The organism is Pseudomonas turukhanskensis (genome assembly GCF_027922365.1).
Classification (GTDB): Bacteria; Pseudomonadota; Gammaproteobacteria; order Pseudomonadales; family Pseudomonadaceae; genus Aquipseudomonas; species Aquipseudomonas turukhanskensis.
In genome coordinates this window covers 123,484-143,240 of record NZ_BSFN01000005.1, presented here as the reverse complement: position 1 = coordinate 143,240, position 19,757 = coordinate 123,484, and the positions used below count along the sequence as shown (strand labels likewise).

General features: G+C 62.3%; 11 protein-coding genes. 4 read left to right on the top strand and 7 right to left on the bottom strand.

Annotated features, from left to right (window positions below):
- From PKE98_RS11015 to PKE98_RS11000, 4 genes are read left to right on the top strand one after another with little or no spacing between them, the layout of a single operon-like run.
- Positions 1–633 (top strand): DUF1175 domain-containing protein, encoded by a 633-nt coding sequence (locus PKE98_RS11015; protein WP_271195336.1) that lies wholly within the window; start codon positions 1–3, stop codon positions 631–633.
- On the top strand, positions 630–5,342 hold the full coding sequence (locus PKE98_RS11010; protein WP_271195335.1) for an alpha-2-macroglobulin family protein: 4,713 nt from the start codon (positions 630–632) through the stop codon (positions 5,340–5,342). Before PKE98_RS11015 ends, PKE98_RS11010 begins: the two co-directional genes overlap by 4 nt.
- A gap of 9 nt (positions 5,343–5,351) precedes the next feature.
- Positions 5,352–6,980, top strand: a complete 1,629-nt coding sequence (locus tag PKE98_RS11005; RefSeq protein WP_271195529.1) for a DUF2300 domain-containing protein — start codon at positions 5,352–5,354, stop codon at positions 6,978–6,980.
- Positions 6,981–6,984: 4 nt separating this feature from the next.
- Positions 6,985–7,791, top strand: a complete 807-nt coding sequence (locus PKE98_RS11000; RefSeq protein WP_271195334.1) for a YfaP family protein — start codon at positions 6,985–6,987, stop codon at positions 7,789–7,791.
- A gap of 882 nt (positions 7,792–8,673) precedes the next feature.
- Here the strand turns inward: PKE98_RS11000 and PKE98_RS10995 are convergent.
- From PKE98_RS10995 to PKE98_RS10965, 7 genes are all read right to left on the bottom strand, one after another.
- A complete protein-coding gene (locus PKE98_RS10995) occupies positions 8,674–9,501 on the bottom strand; it encodes an SDR family oxidoreductase (protein WP_271195333.1) in 828 nt (275 codons plus the stop codon).
- A gap of 179 nt (positions 9,502–9,680) precedes the next feature.
- Positions 9,681–12,764, bottom strand: coding sequence for a multidrug efflux RND transporter permease subunit (locus PKE98_RS10990; RefSeq protein ID WP_271195332.1), 3,084 nt, complete (start codon positions 12,762–12,764; stop codon positions 9,681–9,683).
- 27 nt (positions 12,765–12,791) lie between these two features.
- On the bottom strand, positions 12,792–13,931 hold the full coding sequence (locus PKE98_RS10985) for an efflux RND transporter periplasmic adaptor subunit (protein ID WP_271195331.1): 1,140 nt from the start codon (positions 13,929–13,931) through the stop codon (positions 12,792–12,794).
- 223 nt (positions 13,932–14,154) lie between these two features.
- Positions 14,155–15,780 carry a methyl-accepting chemotaxis protein gene (locus PKE98_RS27310; protein WP_271195330.1) on the bottom strand — a complete coding sequence of 542 codons (1,626 nt, stop codon included), beginning with the start codon at positions 15,778–15,780 and terminating at the stop codon, positions 14,155–14,157.
- 250 nt (positions 15,781–16,030) lie between these two features.
- Complete coding sequence (locus PKE98_RS10975; protein ID WP_271195329.1) at positions 16,031–17,131, bottom strand: DUF1513 domain-containing protein; 1,101 nt, start codon at positions 17,129–17,131, stop codon at positions 16,031–16,033.
- Position 17,132: 1 nt separating this feature from the next.
- Entirely contained in the window at positions 17,133–18,212 is a 1,080-nt protein-coding gene (locus PKE98_RS10970; protein WP_271195328.1) for an imelysin family protein, read from the bottom strand.
- A 30-nt stretch (positions 18,213–18,242) separates the two neighbouring features.
- Positions 18,243–19,661 carry a di-heme oxidoreductase family protein gene (locus PKE98_RS10965; protein ID WP_271195327.1) on the bottom strand — a complete coding sequence of 473 codons (1,419 nt, stop codon included), beginning with the start codon at positions 19,659–19,661 and terminating at the stop codon, positions 18,243–18,245.
- Positions 19,662–19,757 lie beyond the last annotated feature (96 nt).

Below are 19,757 nucleotides of genomic sequence, written 5' to 3'. Positions count from 1 at the left end.
ATGACGCTGGTGCTGCTGGGTAGCCTGTTGCTGCCCACGCTCGCCTGCGCCACTGCAGCGGCCATTGCTCCGCTGGACGCCGAGCAGTCCCAGGTGTTTCGTGCCTGGTTCGTGCGCATTGCCCAGGAGCAACTGCGCCAGGGCCCGAGCCCGCGCTGGCACCAGCAAGACTGTGCCGGCCTGGTACGGTTTGCGGCCAACGAAGCGCTGAAAGTGCACGACGCCAAGTGGCTGCGCGCCAATGGCCTGAGCAACCGCTACCTGCCGCCGGAGCTGCAACTGCAAGACGCCCAACGCAGCCTGGCCCAGCAGTGGCAGCAAGGTGGCGGCAAGGTCGGCCCGTACGTCAACGCGATCAAACTTATTCAGTACAACAGCCAATTTCTGGGCCGCGACCTCAACCAGGCGCGGCCCGGCGATCTGATTTTTTTCGACCAGGGCGATGAGCAACATCTGATGATCTGGATGGGCCGCGAAATCGCATACCACACAGGCACCACCACACCGACCGATAACGGCATGCGTTCGGTCAGCGTGCAACAACTCATGACATGGAAGGACACCCGATGGATACCCGACGAATCCAATCCCAACTTTATAGGCATTTATCGTCTGCAATTTCTTGCTCGATGATTTCCCGTAAAGCGGGTGTGCGTCGCCTGGGCCTGGCCCTTCTGGCCAGCGTATTGCTGCCGCTCGCCAGCCTGCACGCCGAAGACAGCGTGAACCCCAGCGGTTACACGCCCATGGCCGGCGAGTCGTTCTTCCTGTTGGCAGACTCGAGTTTTGCCACCGACGAAGTGGCCCAGGTGCGCCTTGAAGCGCCCGGCCGCGATTACCGTCGCTACACCATGGAACCCTACGGTGGCGTGGACATGCGCGTGTACCGCATCGACCAGCCGCTGGAATTTTTGAAGCGCCAGAAAAACCTGCACCGCGTGGTCGCCGAAGGTGAGTTCAAAGGCGAAGGCCTGGCCAATACCCTGTCGTACCTGTGGGACAACTGGTACCGCAAATCCCGTCGCGTGATGCAGCGCGCGTTCTCCTACGAGTCGCGCAAGAATGTCACCGAAGAAGCGCCAGAACTGAAAATGGGCACGGCCATCGCCACGCCGACCCAATACGAAAACACCCCGCAATTCGCGCCCATGAAGGGCCTGCCGCTGGTGGCGCAATTCCGCTATCCGCTGTGGGACGCCAAAGCCATCCAGCCGCCCAAGGGCGTGGAACTGGCCGGTTCGTCCAGCGACTTTGTCACCGTTAACCCGGGCAACGTCTATATCCCGCTGGGCAAGTTGAAACCCGGCCTGTACCTGGTGGAAGCGCTGGTGGGTAAATACCGCGCCACCACCATGGTGTTCGTCTCCAACACCATGGCCGTCAGCAAAATTGCCGGCGACGAGTTGCTGGTGTGGACCGCGCGCAAACACGAAGGCAGCGTAGTACCCAAAGCCAAGGTGCTGTGGAGCGACGGCCTGGGCGTGATGAGCAGCGGCACCACCGATGACCAGGGCCTGCTGCGCCTGAAACACGCCAGCCCCGAGCGTTCGTACGTACTGGGTGAAGACAGCGAAGGCGGCGTGTTCGTCTCCGAGAACTTCTATTACGACAGCGAAATTTACGACACCAAGCTCTACGCCTTCACCGACCGTCCGCTGTACCGCCCAGGCGACTGGGTGGAAGTGAAAATCCTCGGCCGTGAATTCAAGAACGCCCGTGATTCGGTAGCCCCCACCAGCGCCCCGGTGAAACTCACCGTGCTGGACGCCAACGGCACCGCCCTGCAAACCCTCGACCTGAACATGGACAGCAAGGCCGGTAGCCAAGGCCGTTTCCAGTTGCCGAACAACGCCGTGGCCGGTGGTTACGAACTGCGTTTCGGCTACCGCGACCAGCAATACAGCAGCGCCTTCCGCGTCGCCGACTACATCAAACCGCACTTCGAAATCGCCCTGGACCTGGCCAAGCCAGACTTCCGCACCGGTGAAGAAGTGAAGGGCAATCTGGTGCTCGTTTACCCCGACGGCAAGCCGGTGCAGAACGCCAAGGTGCAGCTGACCCTGCGCGCGCAACAGCTGTCGATGATCGACAACGAGCTGCAATACCTCGGTCAATTCCCGGTTGAGCTGGCCACCACCGAAATCACCACCGACAGCCAGGGCCGTGCCGAACTGAAACTGCCGGCCGCCGACAAGCCGAGCCGTTACCTGCTGACCGTATTCGCCAGCGATGGCGCGGCGTACCGGGTGAAAACCAGCAAGGAAATTCTGATCGAGCGCGGTGCCGCCCGTTACCGCCTGAGCGCCCCGCAGCGCTTCAGTGCCGCCAACGAAAAGGTGCATTTCACCTACCGCAGCGAAACCGCCCAAGGGCAGAAAAAAGAAAGCCATAAACCGGCGCACTACGAGTGGGTACGCCTGGAGGACCAAAGCAAAGACGAAGGCAGTCTGGCGGCCGATGCCGACGGTTTCGACCTGAGCTTCGAGCGCCCCGGTTCCTACAGCATCACCATCAAGGACGACCACGGCCTGATCCTCGGCGCCACCGGCCATTCGGTGAGCGGCGAAGGCGTGAAAGCCGTCGCCGGCACCATCGAGATCGTGCTGGATAAACCCGACTACAAAGCCGGCGACGAAGCCCTGGCGCTGATCACCTTCCCAGAGCCGGTAGGCGATGCCCTGCTGACCCTGGAGCGTGATTCGGTGGAAGCCACCGCGCTGCTATCCAAAGGCGCCGACTGGCTGAAACTGGAAAAACTCAGTGACACCCAATACCGCGCGCGCATCCCGGTTACCGAGCAGTTCTCGCCGAACCTGACCTTCTCCGCCCTGTACACAAAAGGCGGCGACTACAGCTTCCAGAACGCCGGCATCAAAGTGGCCGCGCCGCAGATCGACATCGCCATCGCCGCCGACAAAGAGCAATACCAACCGGGCGAACTGGTGACCATCGACCTCAGCACCCAGTTCGCCGGCAAGCCGGTGGGCACGCGGCTGACCGTCAGCGTGGTGGATGAAATGATCTACGCCCTGCAGCCAGAAATTGCGCCGAGCATCGACCAGTTCTTCTACCACCCGCGCCGCAACAACGTGCGCACCAGTGCCAGCCTGTCGTTTATCAGCTACGACGTGGCCTTGCCGGGTTCGCCCACGGCGCCGGGCAAAGCCAACCGCAGCGACCGCAGCGTAAAAGTGCTGGAGCGCCCGCGTCGCGAAGAAGTCGACACCGCTGCCTGGCAGCCCGACCTGGTGACCGATGCCACCGGCCACGCGAAAATCACCTTCCGCATGCCCGACTCGCTCACCCGCTGGCGCATCACCGCCCGCGCGGTCAGCGACGCCGGCACCGTGGGGCAGAAGAAACAATTTATCCGCTCGGAAAAACCGCTGTACCTGAAGTGGAGCGGCCCGACCCAGTTCCGTACCGACGATCAACCGGCCATGGGCGTATTTGTCTTTAACCAAGGCGAGCAAGCGACCAAAGCCGAGCTGGTCAGCCACTTCAACGGCCAGGAAAAACGCACCACCATCGACCTGGACAAAGGCATCAACTACCTGCCGCTGCCCAAGGTGCCGGTGGTTGGCGGTGAATGGAAAGCCGAGCTGCTGCTCGATGGCAAACCGGTGGATGCCCTGAGCGTGACGCTGCGTAGCGTCGGCAAAGGTTGGCAAGACCTGCAAACCCAGCGTATCGAAGCCAATGCCGGCGCCAATGCGCTGCAACTGCCGAGCGATGCCACTGACATCAGCGTACGTCTGGACGACAGCGCGCAAGCCCTGTTCAACAGCAACCTTGATGACCTGCTGGAGTACCCGTATGGCTGCGTGGAGCAAACCGCCAGCCGCCTGCTGCCGCTGAGCCTGGCGTATCCATTGCTGAGCAAAGCCGAGGTGGGCAATGCCGACGGCGGCCGGGTTGAAAAACGCGTCACCGACCGCCTGCGCCTGATCATGCAGAACAGCCGTCTGCGTCTGGTGCAAATGGCCGGACCCGAAGCGTTGTTCACTTGGTGGGGCCAGGGCGCTGAGCCGGATGCCTTCCTGACCGCTTACGCCTACTACGCCGACTGGTACGCCAGCCAGGCGCTTGAGCTGAGCCTGCCGGCCGATCATTGGCAGCGCGTAATGGATATCTACGCCAAGCAGGCGAGCACTACACCGCTGCTGCAACGGGCGCTGATTCTGGCTTTCGCCAAGGACATGCAACTGCCGATCAATACCCTGGTGGACGGCCTGATGACCGATCTGGCCAACCACGACGCCCAGGCCAAGGCCGATGCTGAGGTGGCGGCGAAAGTTGAAGCGGCCACTGACGGTGAAGCGGCTGCCGAGGCACCGCGTACCGATGTCGCGAGCGTGCAGCCAGCGGAGGAAGAAACGCCCAGCGATGACGGCCAGACCAGCCTGATTCTTGCCGCGCCAAACTCCAAACTGGGCCTGGCCGTTGCCCGCGTGCTGACGGCCGACCTGGCGAAACACAGCAAGGTGAATCAGCCGGCTGCATTCAGTGCGCAGTTGGCCGAGGCGCAAGCGCTGGTGAACGCCAGCGAGCATCCGTTCGTTGCCAGCCTCAAGGCCAAGTTGGCCGGTGTTGACCAAGCTCAGGCCAAGGCATTGCTGCAACGCCTGGCGCCGGAACAGTCGACCCTCGAACGCGCCCTGGCGCTGACCTGGCTGCAAGCGGCCAGCCAGCAAAAAACCGCACCTAGCGAACTGCAACCGGGTGAAGGCTGGCAAGCCCAGCAACGCCCAAGCGGTGAAAGCCAGTGGGTATGGACCGGCAAAGGCGTGCCGAGCGCGCTCGACTTGCCGGCCTCGATTACTGAGCCGGTAAACGTCGCCCTCAGCTACCGCAGCGCCCAGAGCAAACCGGGCGTGCTGCCGGTGACCCTGAGCCGTCGTCTGCTGCGTCTGGTGCCGGGTGATACCGCGTTCGAATTCAGCGTGAAGGAAGTGGGGGAGGGTGATGCCATTTCCGGCGACGACCTGTACCTGGACGAAGTGAACCTCAGCAGCGAAGACACCCGCGCCCTGCGCTATGGCCTGCTGGAAGTGCCGCTGCCGCCGGGTGCCGACGTGGAGCGCACCACCTGGGGTATTCAGGTAAGCGGTCTGGACTCCGAAGAAGCTGCCCCGCTGGAAAAAGCCCGCCACGAAGACGGCCAGCTGCTGTACGCCGTGCCGGTGGACAGCCTGCAAGGCGGCCTGACCGTGCGCCACCTGGTGCGCTTCTCGCAGAAAGGCGAATTCTCCCTGCCGCCGGCGCGTTACGTGCGCATGTACGCCCCGCAGGATCAGGCGCTGGAAAGCGAACCTAGCTACGGCAGCCTGAAGGTCGAATAAACCGTGCGCCTGGGCTGGTTGTGCATTGCGCTGCTACCCCTGCTCGTTCGAGCTGGGGAAGCACCGCTGCAACTGGCCATCGGCGCGCCGCCGGCCACCCAACTGCTGCAACTCAACCACCAGAACGTACTCAGTCGCGGGCCTTTGCCGAGTGATCTCAGCGCGTCCCTGGGCAGCCTGTGGAAACTGTTCGTTTACGCCTACCTGGTCGACACCGGCAAACCCGAGGTCGGCTACACCTGCAAAGGCCAGGACCGTGACGAGGTGTACTGCTGCAAAGCCGGTGAACGCATCGAACGCGACCAGGCGCTGACGCAAAGTTGCGGCCTGTATTTCTCCCCCGCCAACCTCAAGCTCAATGCCGCCGATTGGCACGGCTACTGGCAGCAACGCCAGGCGCCGCTGTGGATAAGTGACATGGCCAGGCTACAGCCGCAGCAACGCGTGCCGGTGGCCGAACTGCTGCAACAGCTCGGCAGCCTGCCAGCGCAGGAACAGGCACGGCGGGTGCTGCTTGATGTGATGCTGCATGCACCTGAAGGCATCACTTTGGGCGCCCTTGGCGGTCGGCTGCGGGTGAAAACCTGGAGCTGGTTGGCCGACCACGATGCCAAGGCGCGCCAAGGTGGTTTCGCCGGCTGGCTGGTGGACGGCACGCCGGTGTGGGCCGGCGGCACGGGCACCAGTCAACGCATTCTCAAGGACTACGCCCAAGCACTTGGCAGCGCATTGCCCGCCGCTGCACCCAAGGACGCGGGGCAATGCGTACAAGTGCAATTGTTCGCCCGTTACCCGGTGCGCCAGGTGCGCCACAAAGGCACCGGACAACTGGTGGGCGCGGGGGCTTTGCGCGGCGACTACGAGGTGCAATTTGCCAACGGCAATCGCCTGCCCATTACCAGCGAAGGTGAGTTGTTTGTCGGCGCCGACGGCCAGCTTACGGCACGCCTGAGCCGCGAAGACTACGTCGCCCGCGTGCTCGACCGCGAAGCCTCGGCACAACCGGTCGAAGCCGCCAAAGCCCTGGCCATCACCATCCGCACCTACCTGCTGCAAAGCGCCACCCGCAGCGGCGAGTGCCTGAGCATTGCCGACAGCAGCGCCAGTCAACGCGTGGCGCCGCGCCCGGCCAGCGACGGCGCGCGGCAGATTGCCGCCTGGACCAGCGACCTGGTGCTGGCCGGCAGCCCGGTGAACTACCACAGCGACAAGGCCGGGCCCGACCGTTTAGCCTGGCAGAGCGCCGTGGAACAAGCGGGGCAGGGGCTGCGTTACGACGCCATTCTTGCCCGCGCCTTTCCACGCGCCAGCTTGAGCCGCTGGGACCAACCCATCGCCGCCTGCCAAGCCCTGGCCAACGCCGAAACCTGGCTGAAAAAACAACAACCCGGCTGGCGCGAACGCCTGCAAGGCGAACTCGGGTATGTGGAGACCAGCGACTTTGCCGTATGCCAATTGAACGGCGGCAAACCCCATGTCGACCGTGAACGCCAACGTATTTTTGTGCGCGGCCTGTACTCATTGCAGGACCGCCTCGACCTGACCCACGAATACCTGCACCTGGCCTTTGCCGCACACCCCAACGGCCAGGATGAAACCTATATCGAAGGCCTCGCCCGCCACCTACTTCTGGAATAGCCCCATGCGTGTACGCCTGACTGAAATCGCCCTGTTCCTCGCCTGCCTGCCACTGGCTGCGGCCTATGCCACCGACGGCGTGCAAATCGACACGCCCGTCGGCGGCTGGCGCAAAGGCTCGGACGAGGGCGCGCACTTTATGCAGGAAGTGAACTACCCGGCTTCCTCCGTAAACAGCGCTACCGACCAGGCCAATACCGCGCGCATCGCCGGCCAGATCAAGGCCACGCCCAAGGATGCCGGCAAGCCTGCGCGATTGATCGTCAATGGCATCAGCATGCCGCTCAAGGTGCAGGAAGACGGCAGCTTTGATCGCCCGTTCGTGTTTCCCTCGGGCAGCAACAGCGTGGAAGTGCGCAATGCCGAGGGCACGGCCAAACACCGGGTGCAGTTCTACAACCGCGGCAGTGGCGAGACAGCGGCGAAACTGCGGGTAGTGCTGTCGTGGGACAGCGACAACACCGACCTGGATTTGCACGTGGTGACGCCTGACGGCGGGCATATCTGGTACGGGGATCGCTCGTCCGCCAATGGCGGCGCGCTGGATGTGGACGTGACGACCGGGTTCGGGCCGGAGATGTTTGCATCGCCTACGCCGCTGGCCGGTGAGTACTTGGTGTATGTGAACTACTTTGGTGGCGGGTCGAGTGAGGATGAAGAGGGCGCCCAGACGCCGGCGCAGATTCTGACCACGGCGCAGGTGACGGTGATTACTCAGGAAGGCACGGCCAATGAAAAGCAGGAGTCGTTTATTGTGCCGATGCGGGCTACTGGGGAGCTGACGATGGTTAAGAAGTTTAGTTATCCGTGAATGTCTGCTTTCGTTTTGTGTAGGTCTTCATTACCGCGTCTGCGGGGAGTTTTGTTTCGCGCCTTACGCGCGAGTTTCTTTTTCCAGTCGTCGGAATGCCGCACCATAAAAAAGAAACCAAAAAATCTGCCCCCACCTTGGGTTTTCACTGCGTGAAACTACCCTCGTTACATCGCCGCTCCGGGGCACGCCACGACGAGCCGTCCCTGGCCCATCGTGCCTCTCGCGGCATCCATGCCGCTAAACCCCATCCACGACGACTCCACTCGGCCTGGCGCTCAAGGGGCGGGTAGATCAAAAGCCAGATCAAAAGCAGATCAAGTGCCCCTCACCCCAGCCCTCTCCCGCACGCGGGAGAGGGGGGCAGTACTTCGTAGGAGCCAGCTTGCTGGCGAATCCTGCAAACGCAGGTCGCGAATCACCTTTTCCAGGGTTCGCCAGCAAGCTGGCTCCTACGCGATCGAGACCAAACGTCACCCCTCGCCCGCTAGGCCGGCCGGGCAGGCGAGAGGGGCCGGGGGTGAGGGGCTGTTGATCTGGCTTTTGATCTATCGCTTGTGATCTACCCGCCCCTTGAGCGCCAGGCCGAGTGGAGTCGTTGCGTAAGGGGTCGTAGCGGCCGGGAGCCGCGGAGAGGGATGAGGGCCATGGATGGCCCTTCAGCCCGGCCCCTGGAGCGACGATGCAGCGAGGGAACCCGAAGCGCAGCGTAGGGCCCAGGTAGGGGCAAGATTTTTTGGTTTCTTTTTCATCGACTGGAAAAAGAAACTCGCGCGTAAGGCGCGAAAAAAAACGTTCAGCACGCGCGGTAATGAAGAAAATCACCGCCCGCCAGGAGAACGAAAAGGTGCGCACAGCACACCCTACAAAAACAGTGTGGCGTTACAACTTCCCCGCCAACCCAAACTTCTTCTTCAACACCCACTCCAACACCCCCTGCGGCACCAACGCCGCCAACAACGGCAACGCCCGCCCGCCATTGCCCACCCGCACCAACCGCGGTGGCGTGGCCCGTTGCACCGCAGCGAGAATCTCCTGCGCCACCTCGCTGGCCGGCGTCGGATTGTCTTGCGAGGCCCGTGCCCGGGCCCGAATACCTTCACGAATCGGCCACCATGGCGAATCCTCGGCAATCAACTGCTCCGCCTCACGCGTGGCATTGGCACCAAAGCTCGACGCAATCGCCCCCGGCTGCACCTCCAGTACCCGTACACCAAAGGGCGCCAGCTCCATACGCAAGCCATTGCTCAGGGCATGCACGGCGGCCTTTGAGGCGCAGTAGGCAGCAGCAAACGGCGTGACCAACACGCCCGACACGCTGCCAATATTCACCACCACACCCCGGCTGCGACGCAACAGGGGGAACAACGCGCGGGTCACGTCGAGCAGGGCAAATACGTTGGTGTCGAATTGGCGTTGCAGCGCCTCGCGCCCGCCGTCCAGCAGCGGACCCATGGCGCCGTAACCGGCGTTGTTGATCAACACATCCAGGCCACCGATTTCAGCGCTCAAGCGCTCGGCTAATTGAGTAACGGCGGCGCTGTCGTTGACGTCCAGTTCCACGGCGGTAAAGCCGGCGGCGGTGAGCGCGGCGAGGTCCGCGGCTTTGCGCGCGGTCGCCCATACGCGGTAGCCGGCGGCCTGAAAGGCGTCAGCCAGGGCGCGGCCAATGCCGCTGGAGCAGCCGGTGATCAGAACGGTGTTGGACATGGGGGCATCCTTGTTTTGTCGGCGCTATGGGGCGGCCATCCGAGTGTTCGCCAATGGGGTAGTAGAGCAAATTGCAGAAGTACGGGGGAAGATCAAAAGCTTCGCCAGCAAGCTGGCTCCTACCTACTAAAGCTCGCGATCGGCGCAAAAAAAGCCCCGCAGAAGCGGGGCTTTAAAGCTTAGGAAATCAGCGGTTGCGTCGGCCCGCTGTCCTGGACCGCCACCGGCTCGGCTTCGGTTTTGGCATCCGGCTTGGCCAGCAAGCTGTACACGCACGGCAGCACGAACAGGGTGAACAGCGTGCCCACCGACATCCCGGTGGCAATCACCAAACCGATATCGAAGCGACTTACCGCGCCGGCGCCGGTGGCGAGAATCAACGGCACCATGCCGAATACCATGGCGGCAGTGGTCATCAGCACTGGGCGCAGACGAATCGCCGCCGCTTCTTCAATGGCGGCGCGACGGGACAGACCCTGCTCACGGCGCAACTGGTTGGCGAACTCGACGATCAGAATGCCGTGCTTGGTGATCAGACCAATCAGCGTCACCAGGCCGACCTGGGTATAGATGTTCATGCTTGAGTAGCCGAGGAACAACGGAATCAACGCCCCGCAAATCGACAGTGGCACCGTGACCATGATCACCAGCGGGTCGCGGAAGCTTTCGAATTGCGCCGCCAGCACCAGGAAGATCAGCGCCAGCGCCAGCGCGAAGGTCACGTACAACGCGCTGCCTTCCTGCACGTATTGGCGCGAGGCACCGGCGAAGTCAAAGGCAAAACCGCGTGGCGCTTCTTCCTGGGCAATCTGGCGCACGGTGTCGATGGCTTCGCCCATGCTGACAATCGGGAAACCCTGGATGATTGCCGAGTTCAATTGCTGGAACTGGTTGAGCTGGGTGGGGCGGGCGCGGTCGTGAATGGTGATCAGGGTTGCCAGCGGCACCATCTGGCCGGCGCTGTTTTTCACGTAGTAGTTGCTGAGCCAGCCCGGGTTGTCGCGGTAGGCACGTTCGACCTGCGCGATCACCTTGTAGCTACGGCCGTCGATGGTGAAGCGGTTGATTTCGCCTTCGCCCAGCAAGGTGGACAGGGTGCCGCCCAGGTCTTCCATGTCCACGCCCATCAGCGCGGCTTTGGCGCGGTCGATATCCACCACGATTTCCGGCTTGTCGAAGGCCAGGTCAACGTCGAGGAAAGCAAATTTGCCGGACTTCTGTACGCGCTCTTTGATCTTCTCGGTTACCTGCAGCAACGACTCATAGTCGTTGGGCGTGTTCACCACAAACTGGAATGGCAAGCCTTCACCGGTGCCCGGCAAGGAGGGCAGGTTAAAGCCGAAAATCTGCAGCCCCGGAATTTCGCCAAGCTTGCCTTGCACGTCATGCAGCAATTCCATCTGCGTGCGTGAGCGCTCGCTCCAGGGCTTGAGCAGGAAGCCGCCGATGCCGCTCTGCACGCCATTGATCCCGTTGATCTGGAACGAGGAGTAGTACTCGGGGAACTCCTTGAAGATTTTCGGGAACTGCTGGGTGTAGGCATTGAGGTAATTCAGGTTGGTCGGCTGCGGCGCGCTGGCCATCATGAATACGATGCCCTGGTCCTCGTCCGGCGCCAGTTCGCTCTTGATCATTTTCAGCATGATCGGAATCAGGCACAGCACCACGATGGCGACAAATACCACTACCGGGCGAGTGTTGAGGGTGCCGTGCAGCACGCGTTGGTAACGCACTTTCAGGCTGTCGAAAATGCTGTCGAGCTTGTGCGCCAGGCCGCTGGGGTTTTCTTCGTGGCGTAGCAGTTTGGAGCACATCATCGGCGACAGGGTCAGGGCCACGATGCCGGAGATGATGACCGCCCCGGCCAGTGTCAGGGCGAACTCTTTGAACAGTGCGCCGGTAAGGCCGTCGAGAAAGCCGATGGGCGCATAGACCGCGGCCAGGGTGATGGTCATGGAAATCACCGGCACGGCGATTTCACGGGCGCCATCGATGGCCGCATTGAACGGCGTTTTACCGTCTTCGATATGCCGGTGAATGTTCTCCACCACCACAATGGCGTCGTCCACCACCAGGCCGATGGCGAGCACCATTGCCAGCAGGGTGAGCAGGTTGATGGAGTAGCCCATCAGTTGCATAAAGAACATCACGCCGATCATCGACAACGGAATGGTGATGACCGGAATAAGCACAGAGCGGAAGGCGCCGAGGAACAGGAACACGACGACGATTACGATCAGCACGGCTTCGAACAGGGTTTTGACCACCTCATCGATGGACGCCTGGATAAACAGGGTGGCGTCGTAGGCGATGGACACTTTCAGGTTCGGCGGCAGCTGCGCTTCCAGCTCGGGCATGGCGGCGCGCACATGCTTGATCACCTCCAGCGGGTTGGCGCTGGGGGTGGCCTTGATGCCGATATAGACCGAGGGCGTGCCGTCGAAGGAGCTGATGGAGTCGTAGTTTTCCGCGCCCATTTCCACCCGGGCGACGTCTTTCAACAGCACCCGGCTGTCGCCGACGGTTTTCACCGGGATGGCGGCGAAGGCTTCGGTGGATTTGAGGTCGGTGGTGGCGTTGACGCTGGTGACCACGTACTCGCCCTTGGTTTCACCGGCAGCGGAGAGGAAGTTGTTTTTGCGTACTGCGTCGTTCACTTCCTGGGTGGTGATGCCGTAGGCGGCGAGGCGCACCGGGTCCAGCCAGATGCGCATGGCGAACACCTGGTTACCGAGAATTTCCGCTTCGGCCATGCCGGGCAGGGTGGCGAGCTTGGGCTGGATGACCCGCGACAGGTAGTCGGTGATCTGCGGGTTGCTTAGCTCATCGCTGTAGAAACTCACGTACATCAGCGCCGAGGCGTCAGCCGCTTCTTTGCTCAATACCGGGTCTTCGGCATTTTGCGGCAGTTGGTTTTTCACCTCGTTGGCTTTGGCCAACAGCTCGGTAAACAGGCGATCGCTGTCGGAGCCGATGCGCGCGTAAATCGAGATCACCGAATAGTTCTGGCGACTGACTGAGGTCATGTAGTCGATGCCTTCGGCGCTTGCCAAGGCTTGCTGCAACGGCTGGGTGATATAGCCCTGGATGGTCTCGGCGTTGGCGCCGGGGTAGGCGGTGGTCACCTGGATCAGGGCGTTTTCCATCTTCGGGTATTGGCGGATGGTCAGTTTGCTGAAGGCCTGAAAGCCAAGCAGGATAATCAGCAGGCTGACCACGGTGGCCAGCACCGGGCGACGGATAAAGGGATCGGTAAAAGCCATAGCGGTGCTTCCTTTCGCCAGCAGGGTTTACTTGCCGGTCGGACTGTTCAGGAGTGCCTTGTCGTCGACGATGGTCACGTGGGCGCCGTTATCCAGCTTGAGCTGGCCGGCAGTCACCACCTGTTCGTCTTTTTGCAGGCCCTTGAGAATCACCACCTGGCCATCGCGGCGCTCACCGGTTTCGACGAAGCGGCGCTCCACTTGCAGGAACGCCTGGCCCTTGTCGTCTTTGACGTCCTGGCCTTGCTCATCTTTCTTCACGTTGACCACGTACACCGAGTTGCCATAGAGCGTGTAGGTGATGGCGGTTTCCGGCACCACCACGCGCAGGGCCTGCTCGGGCAGTAGCACTTCCAGATTGGCGAACATGCCGGGCAGCAGCTTGCTGTCGGGGTTGCTCAGCACGGCGCGGATCTGCACGTTACGGGTGGCGTTATCCACCTTGGGGTTGATGGCGTTGATCTCGCCTTCAAAGCTTTCCTTGGGGTAGGCCGCCACCACAAAACGTACGCGCTGGCCGAGCTTGAGCAGGGGCACCGATTGTTCGGGCAGGAAGAAGTCGACGTACAGGCTGCTGACGTCCTGCAACGTGGCGATGATGGTGCCGCTGGAAACGAAGTCGCCGACGTCTACCTGACGAATACCGATGGTGCCGGCAAACGGCGCGATGATGCGCTTCTTGGCCAGGATGGCTTTGAGCTGGGCGACACGGGTGTTGGATTTTTGCAATTCGGCCGACAGGCGATCGTATTCACTTTTGGACAGCGCTTGGCGGCTGACCAGGCTGCGGGCCCGTTCAAATTCAAGCTGGGCCAGACCGCGTTCGGCTTCGGAGGTGGCCAGGGTGGCCTGTTCCACTTCGCTGTCCAGTTGCACGATTGGCTGGTGCAGCTCGACCTTTTCCCCGGAACGGAACAGCACGTCGCGCACGGTGCCGCTGGACTCCACTGTCAGGTCCACGCCTTGCAGGGCTTTCAGGGTGCCAATGGCGGGCAAACGGCTTTGCCACTGCAGCTCACCACTGCGGGCGGCAGACACGCTGATAGCCGGTTTGGGTGCAGTGAATTGGGCGATCTGGGTTTGCAGGTGAGTCCACCAGCCATAGCCGAGCGCGGCAATAACCAGTGCCATCACCACGAGGGTGATGATAAAGCGGCGGAGCAACATATTCCGGTTCCTTGGCAGGGAAAATGGGCCTGTGGAATAGGCAAGGCGCGTACCTTAGTCCCAGTGCGGCGGCCAAGTCAAAAACCGGGGTTTGCAAATGATTGCCGGGGGAAGGACCAACAAGTCCATGTAGGAGCCAGCTTGCTGGCGAACCCTGCAAGCACCGCTCGCGAGGGTCGTTTCCAGGATTCGCCAGCAAGCTGGCTCCTACACATGGAGCGCCTTAAGCGCTTAGACGCTGGGTCACATCACTCAACTGCCCGGACAGACCACGCAGGTTCACGCTGGCCGTTTCGGTGCGCACCACGTTCTCCTGGTTGGTGGTGGCAATGGCGGTGATTTCGGTGAGGTTGCGCGAGATGTCTTCGGCCACCGAGGTTTGCTCTTCGGCGGCTGTGGCGATCTGTCGGTTCATATCGCGAATGGCTTCTACCGCCTGGGTGATGTTGTGCAGCATGTTCCCGGCCTCGGTCACTTGCTGTAGCCCTTCCTCGCTGCGGTTCTGCCCGCTCTCGATGGCTTTCACTGCGTTCAGCGCACCGGTTTGTACGGTGTCGATGATCTGATGAATTTCGGCGGTGGACTGCGCCGTACGCTGGGCCAGCGTGCGCACTTCATCGGCCACCACGGCAAACCCACGGCCGGCCTCACCGGCACGCGCGGCTTCGATGGCGGCGTTCAGAGCCAGCAGGTTGGTCTGGTCGGCAATGCCGCGGATCACTTCCAGCACCTTGCCGATACGGCCACTGTCGGTTTCCAGGCGGCGGATGACGTCTGCCGTGTTGGCAATTTCACCGCTCATGGCGGTAATGGTCTGGATGGTGGCGCCCATCACCTTGCTGCCTTGTTGCGAAGAATGGTCGGCATCGTCAGCGGCGCGGGCGGCGTCGGCGGCGTGGCGGGCCACTTCCTGCGCGGTGGCCGACATTTCGTGCATGGCGGTGGCCACCTGGTCGGTACGCGAGAATTGCTCGGCAGTGCCCTGGGCCATCAGGGTGGCGATGGCGTTCAGTTCGCCGCTGGCGCTGTCCAGTTCGCTGGTGCTGCGTTGCAGGCGGGTGAAGGTGTCGGCGAGAAAATCGCGCAGGGTGTTGGCGGCTACGGCCAGGTTGCCCAATTCGTCGCGGCGGCTGGTGTCGACGCGCTGGCCGAAGTTGCCTTGGCTGAGACGGCCAATGTGCTCGATCAGGCTTTTGATGGGGGTAATCAGGTTGCGGTTGACCAGCCATAGGCTGAGCAGGGCAATGAGCACACTGGCACCCAGCAGCACGGCGGTGCCGAGCCACACGGTACGGTCAGCGCTGGCGCTGATGGCTTTGGCCTGTTCTTCACTGCGCTGATGCAGTTGGGTCACCAGCGCGCCCATCTGGTCGCTGGTGGCGCGGTCGATACCTTGCACGGCCTTGTCGCCGGCGGTGGGGTCGGCGCCAGCGGCGACAAAAGCGGCTTTGCCTTTGCGGTAAGCCGCACCGAGGGCTTGGTGCTCGCTGCGCAGTTTTTCAACCTGGCTTTTCAGCGCCGCGTCATCGCCGGTCTCGGCAACCAGTTTGCCGAGAATGTCCTGCACCTTGCGTTCCTGGTCCTCGAACTGGCCCCAGTACTTGTCTTGCGCGGCCTGGTCTTTGCCCCGCAGCAGCACGTTTTTCCATTCCTGCACCTGGGATTTGAATTCGATATTGGCCTGGTCGACCAGTTGCGATTCCTGCAGCGGGCCATCGAGCAGGCCGCGGTAGTTCTGGATGCCGCCGGAAAGAAAGCTGAAGCAGGCCAGCGCAATGACGACCGTGAGCAGCAGGCTGCCGCCCAACAGGGCAAGAATCTGCGCACGCAGGGAGTTTTGTAGAAACATGGGTAACGCCTCTCGGGGACGGTAATGACTAAACACCGGTTGGCTCTAGGTGCGAGGCGTCTTAACTTCCATGTAGCTCACTGACGACAGGACACGTTGAAACTGTCCGCCGAGCTTGATGGCCTGGAGCGCACAGGTGTTGTCTCAATATAGTCGGCTGCAAGCGTTTGTACTTAAGCGCCGCGGGGGAATTCTGGCGAATGGCCATGATGGATGCGCTGAGCGTCGGAGGTGACGGTTTGGAACCCGATCAAGCCAGCTTAAGGTGCAGGTGGTTGTCCCACAGCCCGGCCGGCAGATCGAGCGGCTGCGCGCTGATGCTGGCGCTGCGGCAGTCGTACAAACGGCAGCGACCCTGGCCGGAGGTGACCACGAAGCCGTCTTTTACCGCACCCACACCCGCACAATCCGGCAACGGCGCATCCAGACGAACGGCACCGGTGTCCAGGTCCCATATAAAGAAGCGGTTGCCACGCGGCGCGGTCAGCGCCACCAGGCGCAGGTCGTTGTGCACCGCGACGCTGGCGGTGTAGTGGGCCATGGCGTCGCGCTGCTCGGCCTCCAGCGGGAACGCCTGGAAGGGTTGCCCCGGGCGTTTGATGGCGAGCAGTTCGGCCGGCTCATGGGCGTCGCCCATAAATTGCTGGCCGGCGACGATGGTGCCGTCGCTGGCAATGGCCAGGTGACGCACGCTGTTCATCGGCTGGCTCAGGGTTTCCTTGGAGATCAGCGTGCCGTCGCGCTTTAGCAGCACCAGGCTGGGTTCCATGGCGTGCAGATTCATTTCCTTGCGGCTTTCGGCTTCGGTGCGAATGCCGCCGTTGGCGATCACAAAGGTTTCGCCGTCTGGCATCCACGACACCTGGTGCGGGCCCAACCCGTGGGTGCTGAGCTCGCCGCTGTGGTGCAGCTGGCCGTTCTCGTAGCGGTACACGGTGAGCAGGCCACGGCCGGGGTCGGTGGTGTCGTTGTCGGTGGTGTACAGCCACTCGCCACTTTTATGGAATACGCCATGGCCGTAGAAGTGCCGATTGGGCTGCGACTTCACGGTCTGCAGCAAACGGCCGTCACGCAAGTCGATCAGGTAGCTTTCGGTGCCGGGGCGACGCGCCACAAACAGGGCAATCGGCTCGCTTGGGTGTTCGACCACGTCGTGGCAGCGCTGGCCGACTTCGGTGGCGAACACCTGGGTGCCGTCCAGGCGATAACCGACGGCGTAGTGTTTGCCGTTGCTGTCATCACGGGCGGAGAGCACCAGCGGGTTTTTACCGTTGCGGCTTACGGTCCAGCCGCCGAGCGTCAGTGCGCCGAGCAGCAGGCTGCCGAGGCCCAGGACATGGCGGCGGAGCATGTTAGTCACCATCGTTGGCGTTGAAGCCAAGTTGAATGTTGAGGGCTTTGGCCAGCTCGCTTTCGTGCAGGCGATGAACCACGTTGAGGCTGTCGTAGAAGTCGTTCAGGGCCTTGCGCCCGGCTTCGTCGGCGAGCAGTTCGGTGAGCGGGCGGTCGAGGGCGGCAAGCTGACGCTTGGATTCCCCATAGGCCGCGTCGATCTTGGCCGCCAGGTCTTTCTGCTCGGCCGGCAGCAGGCCACGGATACCGTGGTTATCCACACCCTGCCACAGGGTTTCGGCGCTTGCCAGGCTGGCGCCAATGGCTTTAAGCGAGGTGTTGCTGCGCCAGCCTTCGGCCTGGAAGGGCTGGGGCAGGTTTTTGGTTTGTCGACCCAGCGGCGCGCCGAGTTTTTTCTTCAGCGAGTCGAGGCTGGTGACCTGCACGCGCAGCAGCTCGGCAATCGCCTCGTGGGAGTCGGCATAACGCTGGTTGGGGAATTTGCTCAACTGCTCGACCATGCCGTCCTTGTTGTTCCAGCGGCCGAGAATTTCTTCAGCCAGGCTCTGCTGACGCTGGCCGATGGCTTCCAGCAGCGGGCAGTAGCGCGCTTTGGTTTCGGCGTTGGCCAAATCCAGTTTGCTGTCATAGAGGATGTATTCGTAAGCCGACAGGCCTTGCACCACCACACTGGATTTGGCCAGGGTGGTCGCGTCGATATTCGGCTGGGCTTTGACCAACTGCTCGACCTGACGGCCGACCAGGTCTTTCTTGTCGGGCCAGAACTGTACCTGCCAGGCCCGGTTGCCTTCGGCCAGTGGGCCGATCATCAGCGGCTGCAATTCAGCCCAGGCTTTTTGCGCGGCGAGGAAATCGGCGCGGGCTTTTTCCAGGTCGGCTTTGCCGGAGCAGAAGGCCAGGGCGCTGGCGGCCAACGCGCGGTCGGCTTCTACCCAGCGGCTGTAGGTCGGCAGAATCACTTGCTTGGCCAGCGCCGTGGAAATTTCCGCTTGCTGGTCAGCCGGCGAGCAGGCGCCCAGAGCGAGGGCGGCGATGCTGGTGAACAGCAGTTTTGTACGGAATTTGTTCTTTGCGAACATTTTTTTTCCAAGCATGGGCGATGGGCTCCTTTAGAGGGAATTCAGGAAAGCCAGCAGCGCAGCGCGCTGCCCGGCATCGTAAGCGAGAACCTGCTGTTTTGCTGCCTGCGCTTCACCGCCGTGCCAGAGAATGGCTTCCAGCAGGTTACGCGCGCGGCCATCGTGCAGAAATTGGGTGTGGCCACTCACCGTTTGCGTCAGGCCAATGCCCCATAGCGGCGGCGTGCGCCACTGGCTGCCGCTGGCTTTGTATTCCGGGCGGTTGTCAGCCAGGTCCGCGCCCATGTCGTGCAGCAACAGGTCGGTGTAGGGGCGGATGACCTGGTTGGCCAATTCCGGCTCGGCGGCGTCGCTACGGGTGGTGTATTGCGGGGTGTGGCATTGCTGGCAGCCGGCTTGGTGGAACAGGCCTTTACCCTCGAGTACTTGCGGGTCTGCCACCTGGCGGCGCGCCGGCACGGCGAGGTTGCGGGTGTAGAACAGCACCTGGCTGAGCAGGTGGTCACTCACTTCCGGCGCGCCGCCGCTGGGGGCCGCCTTGCAGGCGGTTTGCGCGGCGGTGCATTCGTCGAACGGGCGCAGGCTGGTGGTCAGGCCCATGTCGGACGAGAAGGCGTGTACGTTCTGCTGGTTGAGGGTCGGTTGCCCGGCTTTCCAGCCAAAGCGGCCCAGCACGGTTTTCTGTTGAACGTCGTCCCACACGTAGTTGGGCTGGCCGTTGATGCCGTTGTTGGCCGCTTTCTGCGCGCTGGCGTTGGCCAGTAGTGCTTCATCGGGAATGGCCTCGAGCAAGCCCAGGCCAATCATCGGCGGCGCCACCCGTGGGGAAAATTGCGCAGCGGGGCTGATCGGTCCGTAGCCCCAGTTGCTGAGCTTGAGTAGCGGTTTGCGCAGCTCCACCTGGGTGCCGTCTTTGAAGCTCACCTGGCTGGTTTCGTAGTCCATGCGCACGCGCACTTCGGGAGCTACGCCCGGGATGGCCATGTCTTGCAGCTGGGTGCCATAAACCGGCTCGGGCACTACGCCGACCTTTTCAATCACCTGGGCCATCTGCGCGCTCGGCGGCAGCGACACTCGCACCAGCATCGACACCGCGCTCACATCGTCGTCGCCCTCAGGCGGATGGCCGCGGCCGTCTTTGATATGGCAGTTCTGGCAAGCGTTGGTGTTCATCAACGGGCCCAGGCCGTCGCGCGCGGTGGTGGTGGAGGGGGCGATAACCCAGGGGCTTCTGAAAAAGCTATTGCCCACGGCAAAGTCCAGTTGGCGCTCGTGGGAGAGGTTCTCCGACGGCCGCATAAAGGCTTCACGGCTCTGCGTGCTCGTGGTGGTTTGCCCGCCGGATTGGGCTTCACCCGGTTCGGCCTGGGTAAAACGCGGCGAGTCGTCACAGGCGCTCAGGGCAACCAGGCTCAGGGCAAGCAGCAGGGGGAGGCGCGCGCGGGGCATCAAGGGTGTTCCAGACCACGAAAACAAGCGCGCAAGCTTAGCAGCATGGGCCATTTCAAATAAGAGGGATTAGCGTTTGCCGGAGAGGTTAATTGT